The sequence below is a fragment of the Vibrio sp. 2-1-2a genome, from assembly GCF_032648565.1.
GTDB lineage: Bacteria > Pseudomonadota > Gammaproteobacteria > Enterobacterales > Vibrionaceae > Vibrio > Vibrio diabolicus.
This window is the reverse complement of the sequence record NZ_WBOH01000006.1, coordinates 99,960-121,920: the sequence shown is the minus strand read 5'-3', so window position 1 is coordinate 121,920 and position 21,961 is coordinate 99,960. Positions and strand designations below refer to the sequence as shown.

Annotated in this window: 27 protein-coding genes; 12 read left to right on the top strand and 15 right to left on the bottom strand. The window is 43.7% G+C overall.

Features of this window, described 5'->3' with window-relative positions:
* Positions 1-4: 4 nt before the first annotated feature.
* Entirely contained in the window at positions 5-169 is a 165-nt protein-coding gene (locus tag F7Y48_RS16945; RefSeq protein WP_005375297.1) for a YqaE/Pmp3 family membrane protein, read from the bottom strand.
* Between the two features lie 268 nt (positions 170-437).
* Between F7Y48_RS16945 and F7Y48_RS16940 the strand changes: the two genes are divergently transcribed.
* A complete protein-coding gene (locus tag F7Y48_RS16940) occupies positions 438-2,255 on the top strand; it encodes a hybrid-cluster NAD(P)-dependent oxidoreductase (protein ID WP_316685101.1) in 1,818 nt (605 codons plus the stop codon).
* Between the two features lie 82 nt (positions 2,256-2,337).
* Here the strand turns inward: F7Y48_RS16940 and nadE are convergent, their stop codons facing one another.
* Positions 2,338-3,168 (bottom strand): ammonia-dependent NAD(+) synthetase, encoded by an 831-nt coding sequence (gene nadE, locus F7Y48_RS16935; protein ID WP_006742205.1) that lies wholly within the window; start codon positions 3,166-3,168, stop codon positions 2,338-2,340.
* A 177-nt stretch (positions 3,169-3,345) separates the two neighbouring features.
* Between nadE and F7Y48_RS16930 the strand changes: the two genes are divergently transcribed.
* Together F7Y48_RS16930 and F7Y48_RS16925 are read left to right on the top strand one after the other, a co-directional pair.
* Positions 3,346-3,879: a nicotinate-nicotinamide nucleotide adenylyltransferase gene (locus tag F7Y48_RS16930; protein ID WP_316685100.1), complete on the top strand. Its 534-nt coding sequence runs from the start codon at positions 3,346-3,348 to the stop codon at positions 3,877-3,879.
* Positions 3,880-3,893: 14 nt separating this feature from the next.
* Positions 3,894-4,376 carry a hypothetical protein gene (locus F7Y48_RS16925; RefSeq protein WP_006742203.1) on the top strand — a complete coding sequence of 161 codons (483 nt, stop codon included), beginning with the start codon at positions 3,894-3,896 and terminating at the stop codon, positions 4,374-4,376.
* A gap of 127 nt (positions 4,377-4,503) precedes the next feature.
* On the opposite strand, the gene F7Y48_RS16920 is transcribed toward F7Y48_RS16925, so the two are convergent.
* Complete coding sequence (locus tag F7Y48_RS16920) at positions 4,504-5,112, bottom strand: hypothetical protein (protein WP_047008435.1); 609 nt, start codon at positions 5,110-5,112, stop codon at positions 4,504-4,506.
* Positions 5,113-5,303: 191 nt separating this feature from the next.
* On the opposite strand from F7Y48_RS16920, the gene F7Y48_RS16915 reads away from it, so the two are divergent.
* Complete coding sequence (locus F7Y48_RS16915) at positions 5,304-6,413, top strand: 1-acyl-sn-glycerol-3-phosphate acyltransferase (protein ID WP_005392503.1); 1,110 nt, start codon at positions 5,304-5,306, stop codon at positions 6,411-6,413.
* A 74-nt stretch (positions 6,414-6,487) separates the two neighbouring features.
* On the opposite strand, the gene F7Y48_RS16910 is transcribed toward F7Y48_RS16915, so the two are convergent.
* The gene (locus F7Y48_RS16910) at positions 6,488-7,087 is read right to left on the bottom strand and encodes a hypothetical protein (RefSeq protein ID WP_046873766.1); all 600 of its coding nucleotides are present in this window, start codon (positions 7,085-7,087) and stop codon (positions 6,488-6,490) included.
* Between the two features lie 317 nt (positions 7,088-7,404).
* On the opposite strand from F7Y48_RS16910, the gene F7Y48_RS16905 reads away from it, so the two are divergent.
* Positions 7,405-7,677: a YnjH family protein gene (locus tag F7Y48_RS16905; protein ID WP_046873765.1), complete on the top strand. Its 273-nt coding sequence runs from the start codon at positions 7,405-7,407 to the stop codon at positions 7,675-7,677.
* Positions 7,678-7,752: 75 nt separating this feature from the next.
* Here the strand turns inward: F7Y48_RS16905 and F7Y48_RS16900 are convergent, their stop codons facing one another.
* Positions 7,753-8,052, bottom strand: coding sequence for a YfcZ/YiiS family protein (locus F7Y48_RS16900; RefSeq protein ID WP_253651314.1), 300 nt, complete (start codon positions 8,050-8,052; stop codon positions 7,753-7,755).
* A 607-nt stretch (positions 8,053-8,659) separates the two neighbouring features.
* On the opposite strand from F7Y48_RS16900, the gene F7Y48_RS16895 reads away from it, so the two are divergent.
* On the top strand, positions 8,660-9,121 hold the full coding sequence (locus F7Y48_RS16895; RefSeq protein ID WP_005392508.1) for a TetR/AcrR family transcriptional regulator: 462 nt from the start codon (positions 8,660-8,662) through the stop codon (positions 9,119-9,121).
* A gap of 191 nt (positions 9,122-9,312) precedes the next feature.
* Here F7Y48_RS16895 and F7Y48_RS16890 read toward each other — a convergent pair whose 3' ends face one another.
* The 6 genes from F7Y48_RS16890 to F7Y48_RS16865 are packed head-to-tail and all read right to left on the bottom strand — an operon-like array spanning position 9,313 to position 13,897.
* The gene (locus tag F7Y48_RS16890; protein ID WP_316685099.1) at positions 9,313-10,095 is read right to left on the bottom strand and encodes a heme ABC transporter ATP-binding protein; all 783 of its coding nucleotides are present in this window, start codon (positions 10,093-10,095) and stop codon (positions 9,313-9,315) included.
* Entirely contained in the window at positions 10,095-11,132 is a 1,038-nt protein-coding gene (locus tag F7Y48_RS16885) for a FecCD family ABC transporter permease (RefSeq protein ID WP_012842435.1), read from the bottom strand. The genes F7Y48_RS16890 and F7Y48_RS16885 overlap by 1 nt, the downstream gene beginning before the upstream one ends.
* A 9-nt stretch (positions 11,133-11,141) precedes the next feature.
* Positions 11,142-12,011, bottom strand: a complete 870-nt coding sequence (locus F7Y48_RS16880) for a hemin ABC transporter substrate-binding protein (RefSeq protein WP_237311258.1) — start codon at positions 12,009-12,011, stop codon at positions 11,142-11,144.
* A gap of 28 nt (positions 12,012-12,039) precedes the next feature.
* Positions 12,040-12,453 (bottom strand): ExbD/TolR family protein, encoded by a 414-nt coding sequence (locus F7Y48_RS16875; RefSeq protein WP_005392512.1) that lies wholly within the window; start codon positions 12,451-12,453, stop codon positions 12,040-12,042.
* A complete protein-coding gene (locus tag F7Y48_RS16870; protein WP_005392513.1) occupies positions 12,450-13,148 on the bottom strand; it encodes a MotA/TolQ/ExbB proton channel family protein in 699 nt (232 codons plus the stop codon). Before F7Y48_RS16870 ends, F7Y48_RS16875 begins: the two co-directional genes overlap by 4 nt.
* Entirely contained in the window at positions 13,148-13,897 is a 750-nt protein-coding gene (locus tag F7Y48_RS16865; protein WP_237311254.1) for an energy transducer TonB, read from the bottom strand. Before F7Y48_RS16865 ends, F7Y48_RS16870 begins: the two co-directional genes overlap by 1 nt.
* 160 nt (positions 13,898-14,057) lie before the next feature.
* Here F7Y48_RS16865 and hutW point away from each other — a divergent pair, with 160 nt between their 5' ends.
* From hutW to F7Y48_RS16845, 4 genes are all read left to right on the top strand, one after another.
* Entirely contained in the window at positions 14,058-15,428 is a 1,371-nt protein-coding gene (hutW, locus tag F7Y48_RS16860) for a heme anaerobic degradation radical SAM methyltransferase ChuW/HutW (RefSeq protein WP_316685098.1), read from the top strand.
* Positions 15,429-15,457: 29 nt separating this feature from the next.
* Positions 15,458-15,961, top strand: coding sequence for a heme utilization cystosolic carrier protein HutX (hutX, locus tag F7Y48_RS16855; RefSeq protein ID WP_164665812.1), 504 nt, complete (start codon positions 15,458-15,460; stop codon positions 15,959-15,961).
* Between the two features lie 56 nt (positions 15,962-16,017).
* Positions 16,018-16,548: a heme utilization protein HutZ gene (gene hutZ, locus F7Y48_RS16850; RefSeq protein ID WP_006742192.1), complete on the top strand. Its 531-nt coding sequence runs from the start codon at positions 16,018-16,020 to the stop codon at positions 16,546-16,548.
* A 97-nt stretch (positions 16,549-16,645) separates the two neighbouring features.
* Positions 16,646-17,182 carry an ATP:cob(I)alamin adenosyltransferase gene (locus F7Y48_RS16845; RefSeq protein ID WP_048625311.1) on the top strand — a complete coding sequence of 179 codons (537 nt, stop codon included), beginning with the start codon at positions 16,646-16,648 and terminating at the stop codon, positions 17,180-17,182.
* Positions 17,183-17,282: 100 nt separating this feature from the next.
* Here the strand turns inward: F7Y48_RS16845 and F7Y48_RS16840 are convergent, their stop codons facing one another.
* Positions 17,283-18,197, bottom strand: a complete 915-nt coding sequence (locus F7Y48_RS16840; RefSeq protein WP_005392519.1) for a chemotaxis protein — start codon at positions 18,195-18,197, stop codon at positions 17,283-17,285.
* Positions 18,198-18,411: 214 nt separating this feature from the next.
* Here F7Y48_RS16840 and ppiC point away from each other — a divergent pair, with 214 nt between their 5' ends.
* On the top strand, positions 18,412-18,753 hold the full coding sequence (gene ppiC, locus F7Y48_RS16835) for a peptidylprolyl isomerase PpiC (RefSeq protein ID WP_074189873.1): 342 nt from the start codon (positions 18,412-18,414) through the stop codon (positions 18,751-18,753).
* A gap of 124 nt (positions 18,754-18,877) precedes the next feature.
* Here the strand turns inward: ppiC and F7Y48_RS16830 are convergent, their stop codons facing one another.
* The 3 genes from F7Y48_RS16830 to rcnR form a co-directional block, all read right to left on the bottom strand.
* Positions 18,878-19,306 carry a hypothetical protein gene (locus F7Y48_RS16830; protein ID WP_053809613.1) on the bottom strand — a complete coding sequence of 143 codons (429 nt, stop codon included), beginning with the start codon at positions 19,304-19,306 and terminating at the stop codon, positions 18,878-18,880.
* Entirely contained in the window at positions 19,303-20,229 is a 927-nt protein-coding gene (locus F7Y48_RS16825) for a zinc dependent phospholipase C family protein (protein ID WP_316685097.1), read from the bottom strand. The genes F7Y48_RS16830 and F7Y48_RS16825 overlap by 4 nt, the downstream gene beginning before the upstream one ends.
* 196 nt (positions 20,230-20,425) lie before the next feature.
* Positions 20,426-20,698, bottom strand: coding sequence for a Ni(II)/Co(II)-binding transcriptional repressor RcnR (gene rcnR, locus F7Y48_RS16820; RefSeq protein WP_046873754.1), 273 nt, complete (start codon positions 20,696-20,698; stop codon positions 20,426-20,428).
* A 136-nt stretch (positions 20,699-20,834) separates the two neighbouring features.
* Here rcnR and F7Y48_RS16815 point away from each other — a divergent pair, with 136 nt between their 5' ends.
* Positions 20,835-21,911 (top strand): nickel/cobalt efflux protein RcnA, encoded by a 1,077-nt coding sequence (locus F7Y48_RS16815; RefSeq protein ID WP_316685096.1) that lies wholly within the window; start codon positions 20,835-20,837, stop codon positions 21,909-21,911.
* Positions 21,912-21,961 lie beyond the last annotated feature (50 nt).

The following is a 21,961-nucleotide window of genomic DNA, read 5'->3' as shown; positions in this document are numbered from 1 at the left end:
GTGATTACTTCATTGTTAACCAAAGCGCGTGGATCGTACCCGGCAGAAAGAAGAAACACGTCAATATTAGGTTAATCAAAAAGTCTTTATTTAGACCTTTCTCCATAAACACCGCGACAGGCGGAAGAAAGATACATAACAAAATCAGAACCAGTTTTCTTGTATCCATAATTAAGCTCCAAATCAATAAATGGGGGCAGTGATAACTCAGATGAATTATGTGTGCCGTATCACACTTTATCAAACGGTATTTGGTCAGAACGATGTTAAAAAACGCGAATGTTGAGTGTAGTAAATACTTGTCGCTCAAACCAAATTTATAAGAATAGCATTCAGAAAAAATTGAGTTGGATGAAGCGGCAATAGACTCTGCACCTTAATGTGATTTGGGTATACAATACTGCAACAAATAAAAAACACCCTGTAGGAAGAAGGCTATGTCGCAACCCATTTTGTCCCAAATTAATGTTTTTCCGGTTAAGTCAGTTGGCGGATTATCGCTGTCGTCAGTATGGGTTGAGAAGCAAGGATTGAGCTTCGATCGTCGCTTTATGATTGCGAAAGCTGATGGCTCGATGATCACTGCGCGAAAGTATCCGCAAATGGTAACCATTAAGTCTGCCTTATTATCCGATGGGGTTGTGTTTAGCAGTTTGGGGATGGAGCCGCTTAAAATCCGTTATCAAGACTTTAAAATGCAGGAAACGCCAGCAACAGTTTGGAAAGACACCTTTACTGCATATACCACCACAGATGATGCAGATGATTGGTTTAGTCGTGTATTGGGTCAACGTGTTGAGTTGTTGTTTAGTGGTGAGCAATCGAATCGTGTTCGCGAAAAGCTAGGACAAAACGTTAGCTTTGCCGATGGTTATCCGGTGTTAGTGATTAGCCAGGCTTCCCTTGATGAACTGAACCGAAGAAGCTCTGAGCAACACTCTATGGATCAGTTCCGTACTAACTTAGTGGTCTCTGATACCAAGCCGTTTGAAGAAGATTCATGGAAGCGCATACGAATCGGTGAGGTAGAGTTTGAGTCTCTCAAACCTTGTGAGCGCTGTATCCTGACTACGGTGAATACCCAAAGAGGCACATTCCGTGAGAGCAAAGAGCCGCTCAAAACCTTGCAACAGTTCCGTGCAAACGATGTCGGTGGTGTGTTCTTTGGCCAGAATCTTGTCGCGCGAAATGAAGGCATTATTCGTCAAGGCGATAAAGTTGAAGTATTGGAGTACAAAGAGCCGGAGTTTTACGCGGATAACTCGCCAGTGCGCATGACGTTAACATGTGTTGAGCGTGAAGAAATCGCCCAAGACTTCGTGACCTTATGGTTAGAACCAAACAAAGGTTCTTTACCTAATTACTTGCCAGGACAACACCTGCCAATAGAAGTGAATATTGATGGTAAGAAAGTAGGTCGACGCTATACGCTATCATCCAGTCCGTCTCGTCCGGGTCGCTATGCTATTTCTGTTAAGCGTATTGCAGGTGGAAGAGTCTCTAATTCGCTCTTAGACAATTTACAAGTCGGTGATGTTTTAGAGGCAGAACAACCTGATGGCCAGTTCCACCTAAAAACTCATGAAGCGCAGCCTCTATTGTTACTCTCTGCAGGCAGTGGAGTAACACCAATGCTATCGATGGTACGTTTCTTAGCGGATCACAATCAGTTGGAGAACGTGGTTTTCTACCATCAATGTCGTACCGAAAATGATATTCCTTGTCGCTCAGAGTTGGAGCAGTTAAAGCGTAAGCACCCGGGGTTAGAAGTGAAAATCTGCTTGACGCAGCCTGCCGTTGATTGGTTTGGGTTAAAAGGGCGTTTAAGTTTGTCACACATTAAGCAAATCAAAGATGTTGAACAGCGCCAAGTGTTTGTGTGTGGTCCTGATGGTTTTATGGAGAAAGCGAAAAATCTCCTACTAAGAAAAGGGCTGCCAGAAGAAAACTACCATCAAGAAGCGTTTGGCGTATCTTCAGTCACTTCAAGACCAGAGAAGAGCATAGCGATCGATTTTAATGGGACGAAAGTTGTAGGGAATAATCAGAAAACGTTGTTAGATCAGCTTGAAGACGCAGGGAAGGTTGTTAGCAATAGCTGCCGTGCTGGCTTATGCGGCGCGTGTAAGGTTCAGCTTACGTCGGGTCAAGTACATCATCCGGACGTGCCTGCGTTGACAGATGAGGAACGTGCGATGGGAACCGTATTGGCGTGTTGTGCTGTTCCAGAGACGGACGTGACGGTAACAAACTAAGCGAGAAGGCTCCCCGGTTCTCAATAAAAACGCTGCTAACTTTAGCAGCGTTTTGAGTTTAAAAGTGAACGGAAAATATCGCTTAGTCGTAAATCGTTGGGATTGGCTGACGTTTGTGCTGCGTTGCTTTGTAAATCGCTACCAGACGATCACTCACTTGCTGTGGAACGGGTTTGCCTTCTAAGAAGTCATCGATCTGTTCATAAGTTAAGTTCAGAGCATCTTCATCTGCTTTTTGCGGCTCTAGTTCTTCTAGATCTGCCGTTGGTACTTTCTTAACAAGTAGTTCTGGTGCGCCTAATGTTGCAGCCAACTCGCGGACTTGACGTTTGCTTAAACCAAATAGAGGGGCAAGGTCGCACGCGCCGTCACCAAACTTAGTGTAAAAACCGGTGATGTTCTCTGCTGAGTGGTCTGTTCCCAATACTAAGCCGCCAACGTAACCAGCGATTTCATATTGTGCAATCATACGAGCTCGCGCTTTTACGTTACCTTTTACGAAATCAATTTTGTCGGCTTCAGTCGGAAGCAGGCCCGTCCCTTGCAATGCGGTATCAGTCGCCGCATGCAAACCGTCAACACCATCTTTAATGTTCACAGACACAGAGTGTGTTGGCTTGATGAAAGAGAGTGCCAGTTGCGCTTCATCTTCATCTTTTTGCTCACCGTAAGGCAGACGTACTGCGATAAACTGATATTTGTCAGTACCAGATTCCGCATTCAATTGTTCTACTGCAAGCTGGGCAAGGCGACCTAACGTGGTTGAGTCAACACCGCCACTAATGCCAAGCACCAGTGACTTACAACCTGCTTCTTGTAGCTTACGCTTAATAAAAGCAATACGGCGTTCAATTTCAAAATGCGGATCAATTGAAGGGAGTACACGCATTTCATCACGGATGGATTGTTCCATTTAGGGTTCCTTTTCCTGCAAATATTTCAGACACCAAAGCCCGCTTGCTCAAATGGTGATAAACCATGCAATTGAGACTGATAAACACGACTTTAGGGTCAAAAGCTGTAAAGATTAGTAGTATCATACCGAAATCATCAGATTAGAAAACTCTCTTCAACCAGGTAATCACCGGATATGAAAAAAATCGCCATTTTTGGTAGTGCATTTAACCCACCTAGTTTAGGGCATAAAAGTGTTATTGAGTCATTGAGCCACTTTGACCTTGTGCTACTTGAACCTAGCATTGCACACGCTTGGGGCAAGAATATGCTCGATTACCCAACTCGGTGCAAAATGGTTGATGCATTCATCAAAGATATGGGGCTTTCTAATGTTCGGCGTTCTGATGTAGAGCAAGCTTTGTACCAGCCCGGACAAAGTGTGACAACCTATGCGTTGTTAGAAAAAATTCAAGAAATCTACCCAACAGCCGATATAACTTTTGTCATAGGTCCTGATAATTTCTTCAAATTTGCTAAATTTAGTAGAGCAGAAGAGATTATGGAACGTTGGACTGTTATGGCGTGCCCTGAAAAAGTAAAAGTCAGAAGCACGGATATACGTAACGCATTGGTTACGGGTGAAGACATAAACGCCTACACAACCCCGTCCGTCTGTGAATTGTTGCTTAACGAAGGCTTATACAAAGAAACATTATCTGGGAACTGAGAGGTCAGATTTTCATGGTCAGATTAGCCGTATTTAGTGCATGTGCGCTGCTTGTGGTAACACAAGCTCATTCTGCGTGTAACTATTTTTCTGATCGTTCTGTTGTGTTTGAAGATAACACCCTTCCTATCTGTGAAGAAATTTTAGATTCCATTGGCGTATTAAGTACGGATGCGTTGATTTGGTATGCTGCGGAAGCGAAATTCGAAGGGCCAACAGAAAACTATTGGGAAGAGTGGGCGATTAAGCCGGAAGACACACCACTCCTAACCCAAAATCTAGAAAAGAATTATTTTGGGCTTGGTTTTTGGATGCCGGAAGAGCTCCGAGACGAAGAGAGCAAAATGGACACAGAAGAGTGGCTCCGTAGTCATGGCCTGATGTTTAGCGTGGGTTTTGGTGATAAATCCGACGGACAGCCAAGAATGCGATTTGATTATCGTTGGCACGAATATTACGACGCTGACTGGATGATGCAGATTGAAGTTCCCTTCTAGTCACCTTGAGCGAACATAAAAAGGGCGTACATCATCCATGTACGCCCTTTTTATTTTTATCTGAGTCTCTATTTTCTGCGCGCGTTACTCTGCGTAATACTGAAAAGATGGCTCGTTAGAATGCGAGTTATAGCGCTTCTCCAAAGACCAAAAAGCAAAGTTGCTCATATTCTTCTGTATTACCCGCAAAAAGCGTATCGACAATCTGCTCTTCTTTCTTTCCCGACAGCTTCATTTTTCTTGCTTCACGGAGTGTCAGTACCAAGCACAGCTCCTTAGAAATGTCCATGTCACAACCAGGCGTCCACTGATTGATGGTTTTTGTTAACGTTGAGTGCGCTAGTTTCGGAGAGAGAGTCAATACTTCATGTCTTACTACCGTCAGTAGATCGGTTTGCAGATCTGAGCGCTCGGCTGTTGTTGCTAGTTTCTCGACGAGGGCTTTTAGCAGCGGTGAAGGTTTCACAAAACCTGCTTGTTGTGAGAAGTCATCATTTAAACGCACAGAAAAATCACAACGATATACACGAGAATTAGGTAAAAAGGTGAGGGAGCTCAAACATCCTTGAGGAATCCAAAAATATTGGCCTGGTTCAATGGCATACTCCTGCTTACCCAATTTAATGACGGCTAACCCTTCTACGACAGACAGTAGACTGTGCTTCAGTGCTTTTTTGCGCGCAGCTACTTCAAGAAAGGGGTATTTAGCGTCGTGAAATTCAATTGCGTAGTTCATTATGAGTACCAGTGTTTTTTGGCGCTAAGGGTAACGTTAAACCTATACGATTCCAACCAGCTGAGAGAATTTTTTAGCATGAGAAATTGTAGCCTAACTGGTATGACCATGTTAAAAGTATGGGTTGAAATGCTGCTTGTCAGCAAAACTATGCGTAAAATGTGCCAGCTTTTTTTGATATGTAATGAACAATGACTGCCAATACCGATCCTTATATTGAAATTCGTCCTTACAATGACGAAGAAATTCCAGCAGCGCTGGATCGTCTAATCCAAGATGATGAATTTATCACTGCTATTCTCGATCATCGCTTTGCTAATAAAGCAGCGTGGTTTAAAACGCTAATGAGCCCGATCCTGCGCATCTACCTGAAAGCTAAATGGAGCAAGCTTGATTCTGTAGAAGCGATTCAGATTGAAGTGAAGAAGTATCTGAAAGATACATTGAATAAGACAACGGATGGCGTCACTTTTTCTGGTTTGGATAAGCTGGATAAAAACACGTCGTACTTATTCGTTTCTAACCACCGTGATATTGCGATGGACCCTGCGCTAGTAAACTATGGCTTGTACCAAAGTGGGCACCGTACAGTTCGTATTGCGATAGGTGACAACCTGCTGAAGAAGCCATGTGCGACAGAATTGATGCGACTCAATAAAAGCTTCATCGTTAAGCGCTCTGCTAAGGCGCCTAGAGAAATGATGAAAGCATTAGGACAACTGTCGAGCTACATTAAACACTCGCTTGATACCGGTAATTCAATTTGGATTGCCCAAAAGGAAGGTCGTGCTAAAGATGGAAATGACTTTACTGATCCTGCGATTTTAAAAATGTTCCATGTTGAAGGCCGCAAGCAGAAGATCAGCTTTGGTGAATACACGCGTTCTTTGAAAATCGTTCCTGTCTCGATTGCCTATGAAAATGATCCATGTGACATTGCCAAAGCAAAAGAGCTGTACGAAAAAGCAGAAAATGGCCGTTATGAAAAAGGTGAATTTGAAGATATCGAAAGCATCATTCAGGGCATCATTGGTTATAAAGGCCGTGTGCATGTCGCGTTTGGTGATGTGATTGAGCAAGAGTTTGAAACGCCAGAATCTCTTGCCGGTGAAATCGACCGCCAAATTCACAACAACTACAAGTTGTACCCAATCAACTTGCTAGCTGCTGGACGCGAAGATTCAAGCATCATCACAGAGGCGGTGAAGCGTCACCTCGCGGATAAATTGGAGCAGTTACCTGAAGGGGCAAGACCTTATTTGGTGGCGAGCTATGCCAACCCAGTGAACAATCAAGAGTAATATTCATCACTGAACTTGATGGATTATGAACGCCATAAAGCCTCGGTTTCCCGGGGCTTTTTCTTGTCTGCTTTTTAAGGTGCAACAGCCCCGCCAAGGGTTAAATTGCTAGGCCACTTGGTGATCTTGTTACCACCTAAAAAGATATTCCCTTTCACCGTCATCGTGTCTGGAAATACTTGTAGCGCGGATCCTCCTATATAAAGGTTACCATCAACCACCAATCCTTCAGGAAGAGCAGAGATAGGAGTGCGAATAACACTTAAATCGCCTTTGACTCGAAGTTTAGCTGGGAGCGTTTTTAATGGTGTATCCGTCAAGTTCAGATAACCGCCGAGTTTGATGCCCCTAGGCCAGCTTTCGATCTTACTACCTAGTAGATTCGCATAACCTTTTATCTTTGTACCTGAGCGAATGGTTTTGAGCGCGCTGTTGGTTGCTTCCAAACTGCCTCCAACATCAAGCCCCTTAGGCAGCTTTTTGATCGGGGTTTGCGAGATATTTAAGTTGCCTTTGACCACTAACCCAGAAGGTAATTGGGTGTAAGGTTTGTTTCGTAGATCAAGATTACCGTAATTATCGGTGTGACCAAACTTAGAGTAGTAATCTAGCTCATATGCGTAAGATGAGAAGCAGAGCAGCATCAAAGTAAGGAAAAGGGAAACAATACGCATAGCCAGAGACTTAGTTAAACATAGAGATCTTAAGTGCTCATCTTATACGTAAATAGACTCATTATGCATACTTTGTTAACAGTTTTTGATTTTTAGCCCAAGAACTTCAAATTAGGGCTTTATCTGAAAGCATACACGCTCTCACGATGCCGAGCTGCTTCAGTGTGCAAGTTAGGGAATGATTAAGTGATTGATTATATAGTTTATTTAAAAGTAAATGTGAGAAAAATATCAGTAGAGATATGAAGAATATGAGGTTCTGCCAAGAACTGAACAAGCGTCCTTGTTAGTATCATGAGCGTCTGAGGGAGATTTTCATGAAGTTAAAAAGAGTGTCTATTTTTGTCGCTGGTGTTGTAGCAGTACTACTATCTGGGGCCGCTTTTGCTAAATCATACAGTACGCCAGAAAGCAAAGCGCTGGTGGTCGCTGACGGCAAGGTAGGTCAGCGTATCTGTTACTACGATGATAAAGCCTACACCACCGGAGCCGTGATTAATGTTGAGGGTGTATTACTGATGTGTACAGCTGAGAACGATTTTGAAACGAATGGTTCGTTAAAGTGGGTGGTATTCAAAAAAGATAAATAAACGCCAAAAAACGGTCTGTTTAATATTAGGATAACGGAAAAATAAAAAAAGCGAGCACAGAGCTCGCTTTTTCCATTAACGCGCGAGTGAGCGAGTTTTTAATTCAAAGATAAGCTTTTCAGCACTTACTTCAAATTTGAATCGAGCCGTCGCTTGGTTTGACTCTTCTGTTATTTCAGAAACATTGTATTCAACATCAGCACATACTGATTTAGCGAGCTCAATGTATTTTTGTAGTTCAGACTCTAGCTCTATTTTTGTCTGTGCGAAAACCGTTACGTCGGCAACTTCGTCACCTTCTTTGATGATGAAGCCAATCTCGCCTGCGCAGCCGCAAGCTTCACATACTTGGTTTTTTTCTAATTCGACACTCATAACGAATCCTCTTGTAAATACTAAGGGTATTCTATCAGGTATTTGATCTGTATCTACAAAAATGACGAGTTTTGAATAAAAAAAGAACAGAATAGGCGCTTGTTAAGTAAGGGTTAAAGATTGGATTACTAAATCATCAAGAACGTTAATGTGATATATATCAACATTTAAAATCAATTAACGAACATAGTGACGAGATTTCGCTCAGCCCAGTTGAACTAATGGACAATTTATAAGACTATTTCTTGATTGATTATTTTTAATAATTATCATTCTTGGTCTTTGAATAGTTTCGATGAATAATTGGCGCAAGGTTTTGATGAGACTAACTTTTCGCCTTATTTTGAGTAGCATGTATTGACAAAAACATAACTGCAAATTGCACATTACGCAGTGTAAAGACGTTATGATTTGGAACTTAACTTTATATTAAGTAGTCGCAGTACATATATCCAAATGGCCTTAATGCGCAGGTGTTAGCGGTTCAATTTTTAGGTTTCGCTTAACGAAGTGCCTTGGGCTACTTGGGTATAATGCTAAGAATGATTTCATTCTGGCCTCATTTAATAGTGAGTTAGATGGATTTACAAAGAGAAGAGCTTAAAATATGCCAAAGCGTAGTAAAGAAGATACCGAAATCACTATCCAAAAGATCATGGATGCCGTTGTTGATCAGCTACTAAGACTAGGTTACGACAAAATGTCGTACACGACTCTAAGTCAGCAGACAGGTATATCTCGTACCGGTATTAGCCATCACTTCCCTAAGAAAACGGACTTCACCGCCGCACTGGATGGCCGTATCTTTAAAATGTTTATTGAACACCTAGAGTTTGATAAAGGGCTAAGTGCATTTTCACAAAGTTGGATTAAAGCACTGGAAGATGCTGAGTTCCTCGCGATTTTACGACTGCTATTCCATCACATTGTCACGGCCGAAAATGCGCAAGAATTTGCTGCTAACGGAATTGACCGTTTATACAAAATGGTTGAAAGCCAGTTTGGCGCAGGTGGTGACAAAGAGCTCGAGTGGTTGATTGGTCGTTCATTGATCCAAATGAGTAAGTAATCGCAATTGAGAGCGATAGATGAACACTTGTTTGCTGCTTTGGTTGTAAAGCCAAGGCAGAACACAGTAATTTTCTCGCCGCTCTTTTGAGCCCAAGCTTCGATTAAATATCAAAGCAAAGGCCCGCAATATGATTATTGCGGGCCTTTGTCGTTTGGAAAGCAGAAGATACGGCTCAGAAGAGATACACGCTAAGCGGCGGCGTGAACTTGAGGAAAGTCTAAAGTTGGATGTTTTGTCACGATGGAGCGGTAGCCATAAACGTGCTCAATGCGCTCTGGCGTCAGTGCATTCCATGGTGTGTCATCACAAACCAGTTTTCCCTTATGCAAAAGTACAAGTCGGTCTGCGTACTGGGAGGCTAAATTCAAGTCATGCAACACGACAACGACTGCGGCGTTCTGTATTTTCGCGGCCTCACGAGCAGTCTTTAACGTGTTGTGTTGGTGGGCGAGATCTAACGCAGAGGTTGGCTCATCAAGCATCAAGATTCGTTCCTCGCCAGATTGGTGTAGCTGTGTCATCACGCGTGCTAGATGTAATCGTTGCTTTTCGCCACCAGATAAAGATGGGTAGAGGCTTTCTGCCAAATGCATTACATCGGTTTGTTCCATGTAATGTAAAGCTAACTTAGTTGTTTCTTTATTGGACAGCGATAGCGGAATCGCGCCTAATTCGACCACTTCTCTGGCTAAAAATGGGAAGGTCAACGTACTGTGCTGTGGGAGCATCGCAATGTGTTTTGCGCTTTTTTCAGGCTCCCAATCATGCTTTTGTTTACCGAAGTAGGCGATGTCATGATTTGAAGAGATTTCACCACACAGAAGCTTGAGCAAAGTACTTTTGCCCGCACCGTTGGGGCCGAGTAGGGCGGTCACTTCACCAGCTCGGATATCAATATTGATGTCATCGAGAACAATTCGCTTGCCAAATTTCATCGAAATGTTTTTACCCGATAAAACGATCTGGTTCATTACAAAATCTTCCCTTTCTGCTGGAACAATAAGTAGATGAAGAAGGGTGCACCGATCAAGGCGGTCACGATACCGACGGGTAATTCTGCTGGTGCCACGGCAATACGAGCAAACATATCAGCAGCGGTAAGAAGCAGCGCTCCCATGAGTGCAGAGATTGGCAGTAGCGTTCGATGGTCGGGGCCTGCTAGCATGCGTCCTAAGTGAGGAATCACGAGCCCGATAAAACCAATTGCACCACTAATACTCACCGTAATACCAACCCCCAATGCAGAGAGCAAAATAAGCTGTCGTTTGAGTTTTTGGACCGGAACTCCCAAGTGTCTTGCTTCTGATTCCCCTAGCAGAAGAGCATTCAGCGCCATCGATTTTTTCTGGAACCAGAATAATAGGACGACCAGCGTGACAGCGGATAGGCCTATCCCCGACCAATTTGCGCCAGCTAATGAGCCCATCGACCAAAGTGTTAGATCTCGTAGCATCTGATCATCAGCAATAAAGTTCATGTAACCGATCGCCGCTCCTGAAAGCGCGCTGATGGCAACACCAGCTAACAACATAATCGTCACTGAGGTACCAAATTTACTTGTGCCGAGCTTATAAACGAGAATGGTCGTCAACGCACCACCTAGGAAAGCAAAAAGAGGCAGTGCAGCTAAGTTCATTAGCTGCGGATAGTTTTGGCTAAACTCAGCAAATACAACAATAGCGAATGCACCACCAAGAGCAGCGCCAGCAGACACGCCAATGATGCCGGGTTCGGCCAACGGGTTGCGGAATAAGCCCTGCATAACCACGCCACAAATCGCCAAAATAGCCCCGATGAACATACATAAAATGGTGCGAGGTAATCGGATCTCATTAATCACCAACTGAATGTGAGGAGCGAGATCAGAACTGCTTCCTGTTAGGCTACGCAAACTGTCAGTGAAACTAATGCTCATTGGACCAACGGTAATAGAGGCGATAGCAACAAATGCTAAAAAGCCACTAAGTACGGATAACGTCGTTGAAAGGGAGATACGTCTTAACAACATGCCATGTCTCTATGGGTAAAGCAGCGTATTCAAACGCTCGGCTTCTGCAAGGCTTTTAAGACCCAAACCACCAACAAGGGCGTGACCGTCAATCGTGATGATATTTTTATTCATTCCCGCAGGTGTTGCGGCGAGAAGTGGCATTGCTTTTAAAATCGCATCGGCACCGCCCAGCGTTTCATAGCTGCGACCGCTAACGAGAATAACGTCAGGCTGCATCTCTACCATGGCTTCTGTGGATAAAGGCTTGTAAGAAGACAGCTGATCAGCAGCTGGGTTTTGTCCTCCTGCTAGCTGGATAATTGCATCGGGTGTGGTTTCTGATCCTGCAACGTTCGCAGGTCGACCTTCATGGATGAGTAGAAACAGTACTTTCTTTTTCTGAGCTTGAGCAGGTTGATTTGCATTGAGTGCTTGAACTTGTGCTTTCACATCTTGCTTTAAATCTTCCGCTTTAGCCTGGCGATTCATAAGGTTCGCAATTTGATCGATACGTTGGTAAAGGCCCTCAACGTTGGCATCGGTATTGACGATTTCTACATCTACCCCCGCTGCTTTTAATTGGTTCAATGCCGTTTTCGGTCCCATCTCATCAGAGCCAATGACTTTTGTCGGACGTAAGGCGAGCAACCCTTCTGCTGAAAGGCGGCGATGGTAGCCTACTTTAGGCAGCTCCATGCCTTTTGGTAACTGACTGGTTACGTCGATAGCAACCAAGCTATCTTTGGCGTCGAGTTCAAGCAACAGTTCAGTGACGGCACTGCCTGCACTAACAACACGCTCTGATGATGGTGTTTCATTGGCAAAAAGTTGGCTACTCGCAAGTAGGGAAATGGCAGCCGTAACAACAGCATGAATGGTGGCACGTGTGTTCTTCATTTTGAAAGGATCTCTATCTTACTTATTTTTATGATGGCTCTTCAGTGAGTAACTGAGTTGCCTGAATTCCGTTTTCTTGTAAAAAGCCGAGAAGTTGAACTAGCGACTGAATGTTCGCGGTTTTTTCTGCTCCAATCACAATCGGTTTATCGCTTGATTTACTCTCTTCTAGCAGCGCGAGGGTAAAGTTGTCCCAATCGATGTATGTCTTGCCGTTAATGGCCCAGTAAGGCTCGTCTTTGAGAATATTTACCGTGATGGATTGCTTATCGACATCTGCAACGGCCTGAGATTCTGTACTCGGTAAATTGACATCTAATGAATCGAGCTTGACCGCTGCAGTTAACATCAGGAAAACCATTACGATAAAAATGATGTCCAACAGCGGTGTTAAATCTGGAGTTAAGTCGTTACGAGTGTTGTCTTGTGGCGTTTTAATCATTGTGCTTCTGCCTCGACCTTTGCAGAAGAGCGCACTGCTAATGTTGAATTGTCTGGCGACACGTGTTGCAGAGAGATACCTTCAAGCCATAAGTTGACATAGTTTAATGTGTGTTCGAGTTTGGCGATCACACGATCCGCCCACAAACCAATGATTTGTGCTCCTGAAATCGCAGGAAGGGCGATAATAAGACCTGCTGCAGTAGTGCGCATGGCCAAGCCTAGACCGTCTGCCAAATCATTCGGGGTGATATTCCCCGTTGAGACAGCGATGCCTTTGAACATCTCAATTAAGCCAAGTACCGTACCAAGCAAACCAATCAAAGGGCTAATGACGCCAATCAACGTCAGTAAGCGAAGGCCAGAATGCAGCTGATGACGTTTTTCTTGTAGCCAAATGCCTGCGGCATCTTCTCTTAGAGACTTTGAGAAAGAGTGATGGGCAAGCAACATGGCAACGCCACGATAAAGGAGCGGTCGCTTATGCGACAATTCTTCTGCAAGCGTCTCAAGATCGTTTCCATTCGTTGGGTCTAACCCAATGAGTTTTTGGCGAATGGCTCGTTTCCCGACGCCAAGGCTAATCAAAACGTGGAATAACCGCTCGGTAATGATCATGACGGTGAGGGCTGAGCAAATGATCAAAGGCCATGTCATTAGGCCAAGTTGAGTTTGTAATTCTTGTAGTTGTTCCATTATCCATCCAACTTAAAACGAACAGGTACTTGTACTCGGTGAGCCACTTTTAGCCCGCCCGAAATATGTGGTGTAAATTGCCACTGTTTGATGGCACGAAGCGCTGAGGCGTCCAGCGATTCTGTGCCGGAAGACTCAATCAAAACCTGTTTAATTTGATTGCCATTTTCATCGAGCCATATTTCATATAAGGCTACGCCTTCGATACCGCGTCTTTGTGCAGATCTTGGGTAGCGAGGCTGAGTTGGTTGATTCACAAACGTTGGTTTGTCGACCAAAATAGGTTGAGACGTTGCCCCTTTGGATTGGCTCGCTGGCGCGGTTTGCTGAGCGACCATCTCTTTCTTCGCCGGTTCCGTTTTTTTCTTCGGTTTGGCTTCGGGCTGATTCTCTTGTTTTGTTACGGCTTTGGCTGGTTCCACCGTCTTAGGCTTAGATTGTTTGACCGGCTCTGTTTTTTTCTTCACTACCTTTTTCTTAACAGCGTCTTTCTTAACGACCTGTTTCTTTACGATCTTCTTTTCCGGCTCAGGCTGCTCCTGAGGCTGCGGTTCTTTTGGTGGCGCCACATTTTCTGGCGTGGATGTTTCGACGGTAGGTGGTGGTGCCGATACAAGGTTTAAACTTACCGAACTTGCTGGATTTCCAGCAGGCATCGCGAACACTTTCGTTTCTTGAGAAACAAAAAGAAGTGCGGCATGGATTGCAAGGGAAGCACCTCCTGCAATGACATATCTTTGTACGTTCACGGAATATCTCGGGAAACTATGAAAACTTGAGCAGATTATTACTCACAACCGAAATAAGATCAATTATCAATTGCATTATCATTACGCTCAAATTATGATTCTTGCAGATTTTTAAAGACCAGCCTCTACCCCTTATATGGTGGGAGCTAAGCGAGTATATATGAGCGTCGATATCGATAAATTTGACGAATCAGTGTTGGGAAGCAATAGCCCTGACCCATTGCGATTTGCCTTTGTTAAGAAACATTCGGCACACGCTGGCGGAGCGAGCGTGCCTGTACCCCCACCTCAGCAGCAGGCGATTTTTTCAAGCGTTACCGCTAACTCGGTTAAAGCGACCAATAAACGTTGTCTTTATATTCACGTTCCATTTTGTCGCGTACGTTGCACCTTTTGTAACTTCTTTCAAAATGCTGCGAGCCGCGCACTGGTTGATGAGTACTTTGACGCACTGATGCAGGAGCTCAAGGAGAAAGCTGCATTGTCTTGGACACAAAACGGTATTTTCCATGCTGTGTATATCGGTGGTGGAACGCCAACGGATCTGTCTCCAGCACAGGTTCGCGTGTTAGGTCAGGCGATTCATGAGCACTTTCCTTTGGCCTCGGATTGTGAAATCACCTTAGAAGGTCGCATCAACCGTTTTTCTGATGAGCTATACCAAGGCGCTCTAGACGGTGGATTTAATCGTTTCTCTTTTGGTGTGCAAAGTTTTAATACACAAGTGCGTCGCAGCGCGAAACGATTAGATGATAGAGAAGATGTGCTCAAGCGAGTTAGCGAGATTGCCAACGAAGACAAAATTCCTGTCATTATCGATTTACTCTACGGCTTGCCTTATCAAACCAAAGAAGTGTTAGAGCAAGATTTAAATGATTTTCTCTCGACTGGCGCACACGGACTGGATTTGTATCAGTTGGTGGTTGGTGGGTCAGCTCCCATGCTCAACCTTGTAGAAAAAGGAAAAATCCCCCCACCAGCTACCACGCCAGAAAAAGCAGGCATGTATGAGCTCGGTGTGAACTTTATGGCCAAACACCATATGAAGCAACTGAGTGTGAACCATTGGGCAATCGATAACCGTGAACGTAGTTTATACAACAGTTTAGCCAAGACATATGCAGAGGTACTGCCAATTGGCTGTGGCGCTGGAGGTAATATCGGTGGTTACGGAATGATGCAACATCGCACATTGGCGACCTATATTAAAGCCATCAAAGAAGGGCAAAGCACCATCGCTATGATGATGAAGCAAAGCCCTCTAGAGCCACTATTTGCTGCACTCAAATCCGGGTTTGATCGCGGTATCGTTCAGGCAAACCAACTGCCATCGTTTATGGGGGAGGACACGTTCGGATTTTTAATGCCTCTATTTAAAGTGTGGCAGCAAAAAGGTTTAGTGGAACTGCATGAACGCAGCCTAGTTCTTACTCTTGCTGGTAGTTTCTGGGCAGTTTCGTTGGCTCAAGGTTGTATTCAGGTACTTACGTCAGAGACGAATGAAACCGTACCGAAAGTATCCAATAATTAATGAAAAAGTTGAACAAAGACGGAAAACATATGGAATCAATCAAACAACAAGTTGAAGCATTACTAGAGCAAGAACCGCAATTATTGCCAGCAGCGATGGCAGAACGTCTCAGCATTTCTGAATTTGAGGTTGTTGCGGCTTTGCCGCAGGAAATGGTGGCCATCGCTCCAGGAGCGCAAGCACAAAACATTCTAGAAGGTTTGGTTGGTTTCGGCCCGGTGACGACTATTGTTCACTCTTTTGGCTCTATTTTTGAAGTCAAAGCACCATTCCCAAAAGGAAAAGTGGCGCGTGGCTATTACAATTTAATGGGCAGAGAAGGTGAGCTACACGGTCACTTGAAGCTAGATAATGTTAAAAATGTAGCGTTGGTCAGCAAACCGTTTATGGGTAGAGAGAGTCACTATTTTGGCTTTTTCTCTGAGTGCGGAAGCAATATTTTCAAAGTTTATTTAGGCCGTAACGAAAAGCGCGAGCTACTTGAAGATCAAGTCACCGCATTCCGCGCCCTACAAGCCGAATTGAAAAAGTAATCACAAACATAATCGAGGCTCAACTCGAATACTAATTAGTAAAGTCAGGTATCAATATGGATCAACAAGTTAAACAAGAGCGTTTGCAAGGTCGTTTAGGGCCAGAGATCAAAGAGTTTCGTCAGGAGCGTCGTACGCTTCAGCTTGCAACTGTCGATGCAGAAGGTCGCCCTAATGTAAGCTACGCGCCTTATGTCCAAAATCAGGAAGGCTACTTCGTACTCATTTCTAAAATCGCTCGTCATGCTCGTAACCTTCTAGAAAATCCTAACGTTTCTTTGATGATGATCGAAGATGAAGAATCTTCAAAGCAGTTGTTTGCTCGTAAGCGTTTAACTTTTGATGCTGTGGCAAATGTGGTTGAGCGTGACACGGAGATGTGGCACCAAGTTGTTGGACAAATGAAAGAACGTTTTGGGGAGATAATTGATGGTCTCAGCCAACTAGAGGATTTCGTGTTGTTTAACTTAAAGCCAGAATCGGGGCTATTTGTTAAAGGCTTTGGTCAGGCGTATCAAGTGTCTGGTGATGATTTAGTAGATTTTGTTCACCTTCAAGAAGGTCACAAGAAAATCGAAAGTGCTTGATTGTAAATCGGTCATGTAAATATCGATCATTCGGAATAATGAACGCATAAGGGGAGTTAGGTTATACTGGCTCCCTTTTTTATATTGGAACAAAAGCATGAAGCCTGTGAGCAAGGAATTGAGCGAGATTTGCTATCCGTTTATTTACGAGGACAGTCCGGTTTGTGACTTTGAAATCACGGCTGATGAACTTTGTAGTCGTATTGGTTTAGTTCTCGCGATGGATCTGGACGAGTTTAGCCGCGACATACTGACAAGAATGCAGCCTAATGTTTATCACCTAAATGGTTCGGTTCGCGGAAAGCTGGCGATTACAGAAGCGGAAGTTGAAGAGCTAAAGGCAGATTATGAATTGCTTAAGCAACGCATTGATGGTGGATTCAAAGGTTTCGTTCTACCCGGAGGGCACCCTGCATCCAGTCAATTGCATTTGTGCCGTTGCCAAGCTAAAAAAACGGTACGAGCATTAGTTGCGATCGAACATGCAGGTAAGAAACAACCTGCCCCCATTCTATTTCGTTACGCGAACTTATTGGCGAATGTACTTTATAGCTTGGCTTCTTATATTAATCACATCAATCAAGTCGAAGAGACAGAGTTTGTATCTCGTAGTTACTCGATGCCAAAGAAGTGACCTGAGAAATTAGCAGCTGCGAACATCAAAGCTTCTGCGCGAAAAAATGGCCGCAAAACACCATATTCGACAATTTGCTTCTTGGCTGTTTAGTTAAGAGTTAAGAAGCCATAGCTTTGGCTTCTAGTTCTTTTGCACCGCGCAGCATGGCTTCAATCAGCTCACCAGCATTGAACTTCTCAAGCGCCTCGTGTGCGCCAACTTGGTGAGCTCTGTCTACACAGATTTCGCTCGATAACGACGTATGCAAAATGCGGTATGAGTGATTAAGAGCGGAGTCATTTTGTACTTCGAATGCTAGCTCGTAGCCGTCAAGCCCTGGCATCTCAATATCACTGACCAAAATATCGATTGGTCGATGAGCCTCAGCCTCGCTTTTCATCAGCTCTAGTGCGTCTAAACCATTTTTACAAATTTGGTATCCGATATTGATACTATCAAGAGCATCACACAGCTGTTTACGAGCGATGGAAGAGTCATCCACCAAAAGAATGCTTAATGCTTTTAGGCGCTCACGTTCAACATCTGTCAGCATCGGGATCTTTGAGTTTTCGTATTGCGGATAAATTTTGGAAAGCAGCAGTTCTACATCCAGCATCTGAACCGTTTTGTCTTCGTAGCGAGTAATACCTGTTACGAAAATATTTTTCCCAGCGCTCGCTGGTGGGGTTTCAATGGCTTTCCAATCGCATTCAATGATCTTCTCAATACTACGAACCATAAAGGCGACCACGGTTCGCAAACAGTCTGTCACGATCAAGTAGCAATTCTTGTATTCTTCTTCACTGATAGGACGAAAGCCGACAGCCGCTGACATGTCGATCACAGGCACTGTTAAGTTACGTATTGTAACGGTGCCAATGACGTGATGATGCGAGTAAGGGATCTTCGTGGTTGGCATATACGGAACGATTTCACGGACTTTTAGCGTGCCTATCGCGAAACTCTGTTGCAGGGTGAGTTTGAACATCAACATGCCCTGAGATTGATTCGCTTTACTAACGACTTTTGCCATGAAATAACCTTATAAATACCACCGAATTGTGTCTAATCTAATCTTATCAGACGAAGGCTTCAACCATCGGAGAGACAAATGTGAGCTTTTTAGACAATCTCTTAAAGAATAGTGATTAACTGAGCAAAACTTGGTTGTATTTTAATCTTGTTATGCCGAAAGTTTTATAGTCCCATGTATTTGAACCTTGAAGCCGCCTAGGTATAAACAAGAAATGTTTGGCGTGTTAAAAGGGATTGGGTACACTTGCGCGACCAGAATAGTGAGAGATAGATCAATGGCAAATACAGCAGCCGCATTACATATTCTTGTGAAGCACAAAGAGCAAGCAGAAGACATTATCAAGCAACTGAAAAAAGGCGCAAAGTTTCAGACACTAGCGAAGAAGTATTCCACTTGCCCGTCAGGTAAGCGCGGTGGTGATCTTGGTGAGTTCCGCCGTGGTCAAATGGTACCTCAGTTCGACAAAGTGTGCTTTTCTGGCGAGGTTCTGACGCCACACCTAGTCAAAACCAAGTTCGGCTGGCATGTTGTAAAAGTGCTTTACAGAACGTAGTGATTTCTTACAGGTAAGCTTGAGCTTTTTAAATATTACCTGTTTCTGCATATTGTGAGTAATACATGACAGGCATAAGTTAAAACCTTGTATTACTCATAAATTTTCTCTATTTTCCCTACTGTTAATCAGTACAAATAGCTGCCGCATCAAGTTTGATTTGGCATGAGTAAGGTTTTGGGGAGTTCCAATAGATCTTATCAAATTCTGAGTTGCAACCTGCATCTTCCATTAATGCTATATCTCCGTCACATATCAACATAACTGCATTATCATCTTGAAACTCTGAAAGAATTCGATAATTAGAAATGTTTCCATCGATAGCTAACTGTGAGAGTTTAGTGATTTGAGCTGGATTAGCTGACATCGCATTTTCGAAGATTTCTTTTTCTGTTAGTCCTGCTGTTTCTCCAAACTTGAGCTCACCGTCAACAGCTTGGGCTACATCTTTTAAAATCGAGGCCATATCAAACATGACTTCTTCAGAATATTGAGATTTGGTGGCGCAAGAAGTCAATGAGAGAAGAAGGGTGATAACGATGATTAGCTTCATAGATTTCTCCAAGCACTAAGCTGTCCGTTTTCATTTCGACCAGTGTCTAAATTCCAATTTTCAAAAAAGCCAGTATCTTGGTTTTCATAAATGGAAGCTGCCAGCTTTTCCCAAAATATTTGGATTGTCTTAATCGCCTTATCAAAAATTTCATCGTAGTGCTTAATACCATCTGGCGTTTCTAAATCCTGAATATAAGTAGAGTCAACTTCGTTTGGAAGCGGGTAAGTTAACCCTAGTTTGGAAGCCACATGCCTCGCCCAGGGAAATAAGCGATGCGACTCCTCAGCATTATCCACAACGGATTGAAATCCTTCGTGCCAGACGTTTACGTCAGGTTCGCATTCTTTAGCATATTCAGGGTAAGTAGCTGAAAGGGCACTAGACCAAATAGTACGAATAACTGGATCTATTAGGTTGTTGTTACTCTGGTCCACACAACTGCCGATGTTTTCTCTGACTCTATCTGCAAGGCCAATACTTCCGAGTTGCATCCTGGACGGCCAAATATAAGCATCTTGGTGCATTTCACAAATTCTGTGTTGCTGGGCGTTTTCTGCGTAAGGGCCCACTTTTAATTCAACAACAGGATGAAGAGTAATATCGGTTGCTACATGTGCTACAAAGCCACATAACCATGAGAAGGTTTTTTCAAAGTGTTCGTTATCTGCGGCCTTTACCTGCTGAATAAGAGCATCAATTAGCTTACCAACGTGGTTGTAATGCATTTTATCTGCCCACTTATTTTGCGCAGAATTCATTAGAGCAAGGTAAGGATAGTCGGGGCTTACACAACCGAGCTCTAAATACCGTTTATTTTGAGCTAAAGCCTTTTTTGCTTCTCGAGGTATGTTTAACTTCATCAATGCATTATTAGCAGAAGCTTCATTTACCGCTGTGATATGTGCGAAAGCACCAGGCATAGTAACCTCCATGTACAGTTTAAATGCATGGAGTTTACTATGCAGGCAATATGTTCGTTGCGACTCGAGTCTTATAAAAATAAATGTTTATGTATTGGATATCGAGCGAGGCATTTGCAAATTATCGCCTTAGGACTTGCGTTATCTATTTTAATGAAAATCGATAATGGCACTTCAAAAAATTAATGAAATCGTGTTATTTGATATAGGAGTCCAACACTTTCAGTACAACTTCCATATCAGCTTCACGCTTTTCTAATTCTTCCTCCAATACGACGTGTTCGATGAGATGGCCTTTTATCACCTCTTTCATTAAGCCATTTACAGCCCCTCGAATTGCAGCGATTTGTTGCAACACATCTTGGCACTCATGTTCTTCTTCCAGCATTTTTTTAAGACCATTCACCTGACCCTGTATTTTGCTGACACGGGTATTGAGCTTCTTTTGATCTCTGGTTGTGTGGGACATGACTTATCTTCATTAAGTTACTGACTGCGAGATTCTAACTGATAATGTAGCACTCATCTTATACTGGGGGGTAGTATTAAATACTAGGGGGGAGTATAGTTTAGGGCAACTTTAGAAGAGCATATTGAGAATAACAATGGATTTCGTCACATTATTACAACAAGGTAACGGATGGTTTTTTATACCCAGCGCCATTTTATTAGGAGCGTTACATGGATTAGAGCCAGGACATTCAAAAACGATGATGGCCGCGTTTATTGTGGCCGTAAAAGGAACAGTGAAGCAGGCGGTGATGTTGGGGTTGGCTGCAACGCTTTCCCATACGGCGATCGTATGGATAATTGCTGCGGGTGGGATGTATATAAGTCAAAGATTTACTGCAGAAGCTGCGGAGCCATGGATGCAGCTTATCTCTGGGGTGATTATCGTTTCGACGGGTTTATGGATGTTCTGGAGAACGTGGAGTGATGAGCGAGCTTGGCACAAAGCTCATAAGCAAGCTCGAGACTGGAGAACGCAAGTTGTCGATACTGGTCATGGGCATCTATCGCTTTCTATCGTAGATGAAGGGCATCATTGCCGTTTTCAGTTACGCACACTTAATGGTAAGCCTTTAACGGCTGAAAGCGTTAAACTAGTGCTACCCAACGCAATCAGACAGCCTTCTGATATTTATCACTTTATTGAGCGCGATGGCTATTTGGAATCCGCCTCCTGTATTGAAGCCTCTGATGATTTTTTCGTCACGTTGATGGTCGGGCACCATGATCACACCCACGATTTCGAGGTGCATTTTCATGCGGATTCCCACTCGGAAGGTGAGAATAAAGAGTACCAAGATGCTCATGAGCGTGCTCACGCTCTAGATATTCAAAAGCGCTTTGGCGATCGAGATGTTACCAATGGACAAATACTTCTGTTTGGTCTGACGGGTGGGATAATACCATGCCCGGCGGCGGTCACTGTTTTACTCATTTGTTTGCAACTTAAGGCCATGACACTTGGTGCAACCTTGGTGGTGTCGTTCAGTATTGGTCTAGCGTTAACTTTAGTTGCGGTTGGTGTTGTCGCGGCAGTGGGCGTTCAAAAAGCAACATCGAAGTGGAGTGGTTTGAACGATGTGGCTCGTCGTGCACCTTATCTATCGGGGATCTTGATTAGTGCCGTTGGTGTATATATGGGCATGCACGGGTTTACGACGTTAATGAGCTAAGCTCTGTTGTAATTATTACGTCGCTTTTTGTTTATTAAAGGTAGCTCTTT

Bases quoted from the DNA above. Each gene is read 5' to 3' on its own strand.
- F7Y48_RS16925 (WP_006742203.1), top strand. From the start codon at position 3,894: ATGGTCAGATTAGCCGTATTTAGTGCATGTGCGCTGCTTGTGGTAACA.
- F7Y48_RS16895 (WP_005392508.1), top strand. From the start codon at position 8,660: ATGCCAAAGCGTAGTAAAGAAGATACCGAAATCACTATCCAAAAGATC.
- F7Y48_RS16920 (WP_047008435.1), bottom strand. From the start codon at position 5,112: ATGAACTACGCAATTGAATTTCACGACGCTAAATACCCCTTTCTTGAA.
- F7Y48_RS16815 (WP_316685096.1), top strand. From the start codon at position 20,835: ATGGATTTCGTCACATTATTACAACAAGGTAACGGATGGTTTTTTATA.
- hutX (WP_164665812.1), top strand. From the start codon at position 15,458: ATGGAATCAATCAAACAACAAGTTGAAGCATTACTAGAGCAAGAACCG.
- F7Y48_RS16930 (WP_316685100.1), top strand. From the start codon at position 3,346: ATGAAAAAAATCGCCATTTTTGGTAGTGCATTTAACCCACCTAGTTTA.
- hutW (WP_316685098.1), top strand. From the start codon at position 14,058: ATGAGCGTCGATATCGATAAATTTGACGAATCAGTGTTGGGAAGCAAT.
- F7Y48_RS16885 (WP_012842435.1), bottom strand. From the start codon at position 11,132: ATGTTGTTAAGACGTATCTCCCTTTCAACGACGTTATCCGTACTTAGT.
- F7Y48_RS16830 (WP_053809613.1), bottom strand. From the start codon at position 19,306: ATGAAGCTAATCATCGTTATCACCCTTCTTCTCTCATTGACTTCTTGC.
- hutZ (WP_006742192.1), top strand. From the start codon at position 16,018: ATGGATCAACAAGTTAAACAAGAGCGTTTGCAAGGTCGTTTAGGGCCA.
- F7Y48_RS16840 (WP_005392519.1), bottom strand. From the start codon at position 18,197: ATGGCAAAAGTCGTTAGTAAAGCGAATCAATCTCAGGGCATGTTGATG.
- nadE (WP_006742205.1), bottom strand. From the start codon at position 3,168: ATGGAACAATCCATCCGTGATGAAATGCGTGTACTCCCTTCAATTGAT.
- F7Y48_RS16940 (WP_316685101.1), top strand. From the start codon at position 438: ATGTCGCAACCCATTTTGTCCCAAATTAATGTTTTTCCGGTTAAGTCA.
- F7Y48_RS16945 (WP_005375297.1), bottom strand. From the start codon at position 169: ATGGATACAAGAAAACTGGTTCTGATTTTGTTATGTATCTTTCTTCCG.
- F7Y48_RS16845 (WP_048625311.1), top strand. From the start codon at position 16,646: ATGAAGCCTGTGAGCAAGGAATTGAGCGAGATTTGCTATCCGTTTATT.
- F7Y48_RS16880 (WP_237311258.1), bottom strand. From the start codon at position 12,011: ATGAAGAACACACGTGCCACCATTCATGCTGTTGTTACGGCTGCCATT.
- F7Y48_RS16890 (WP_316685099.1), bottom strand. From the start codon at position 10,095: ATGAACCAGATCGTTTTATCGGGTAAAAACATTTCGATGAAATTTGGC.
- F7Y48_RS16910 (WP_046873766.1), bottom strand. From the start codon at position 7,087: ATGCGTATTGTTTCCCTTTTCCTTACTTTGATGCTGCTCTGCTTCTCA.
- F7Y48_RS16870 (WP_005392513.1), bottom strand. From the start codon at position 13,148: ATGGAACAACTACAAGAATTACAAACTCAACTTGGCCTAATGACATGG.
- rcnR (WP_046873754.1), bottom strand. From the start codon at position 20,698: ATGTCCCACACAACCAGAGATCAAAAGAAGCTCAATACCCGTGTCAGC.
- ppiC (WP_074189873.1), top strand. From the start codon at position 18,412: ATGTTTGGCGTGTTAAAAGGGATTGGGTACACTTGCGCGACCAGAATA.
- F7Y48_RS16915 (WP_005392503.1), top strand. From the start codon at position 5,304: ATGACTGCCAATACCGATCCTTATATTGAAATTCGTCCTTACAATGAC.
- F7Y48_RS16900 (WP_253651314.1), bottom strand. From the start codon at position 8,052: ATGAGTGTCGAATTAGAAAAAAACCAAGTATGTGAAGCTTGCGGCTGC.
- F7Y48_RS16875 (WP_005392512.1), bottom strand. From the start codon at position 12,453: ATGATTAAAACGCCACAAGACAACACTCGTAACGACTTAACTCCAGAT.
- F7Y48_RS16905 (WP_046873765.1), top strand. From the start codon at position 7,405: ATGAAGTTAAAAAGAGTGTCTATTTTTGTCGCTGGTGTTGTAGCAGTA.
- F7Y48_RS16825 (WP_316685097.1), bottom strand. From the start codon at position 20,229: ATGCCTGGTGCTTTCGCACATATCACAGCGGTAAATGAAGCTTCTGCT.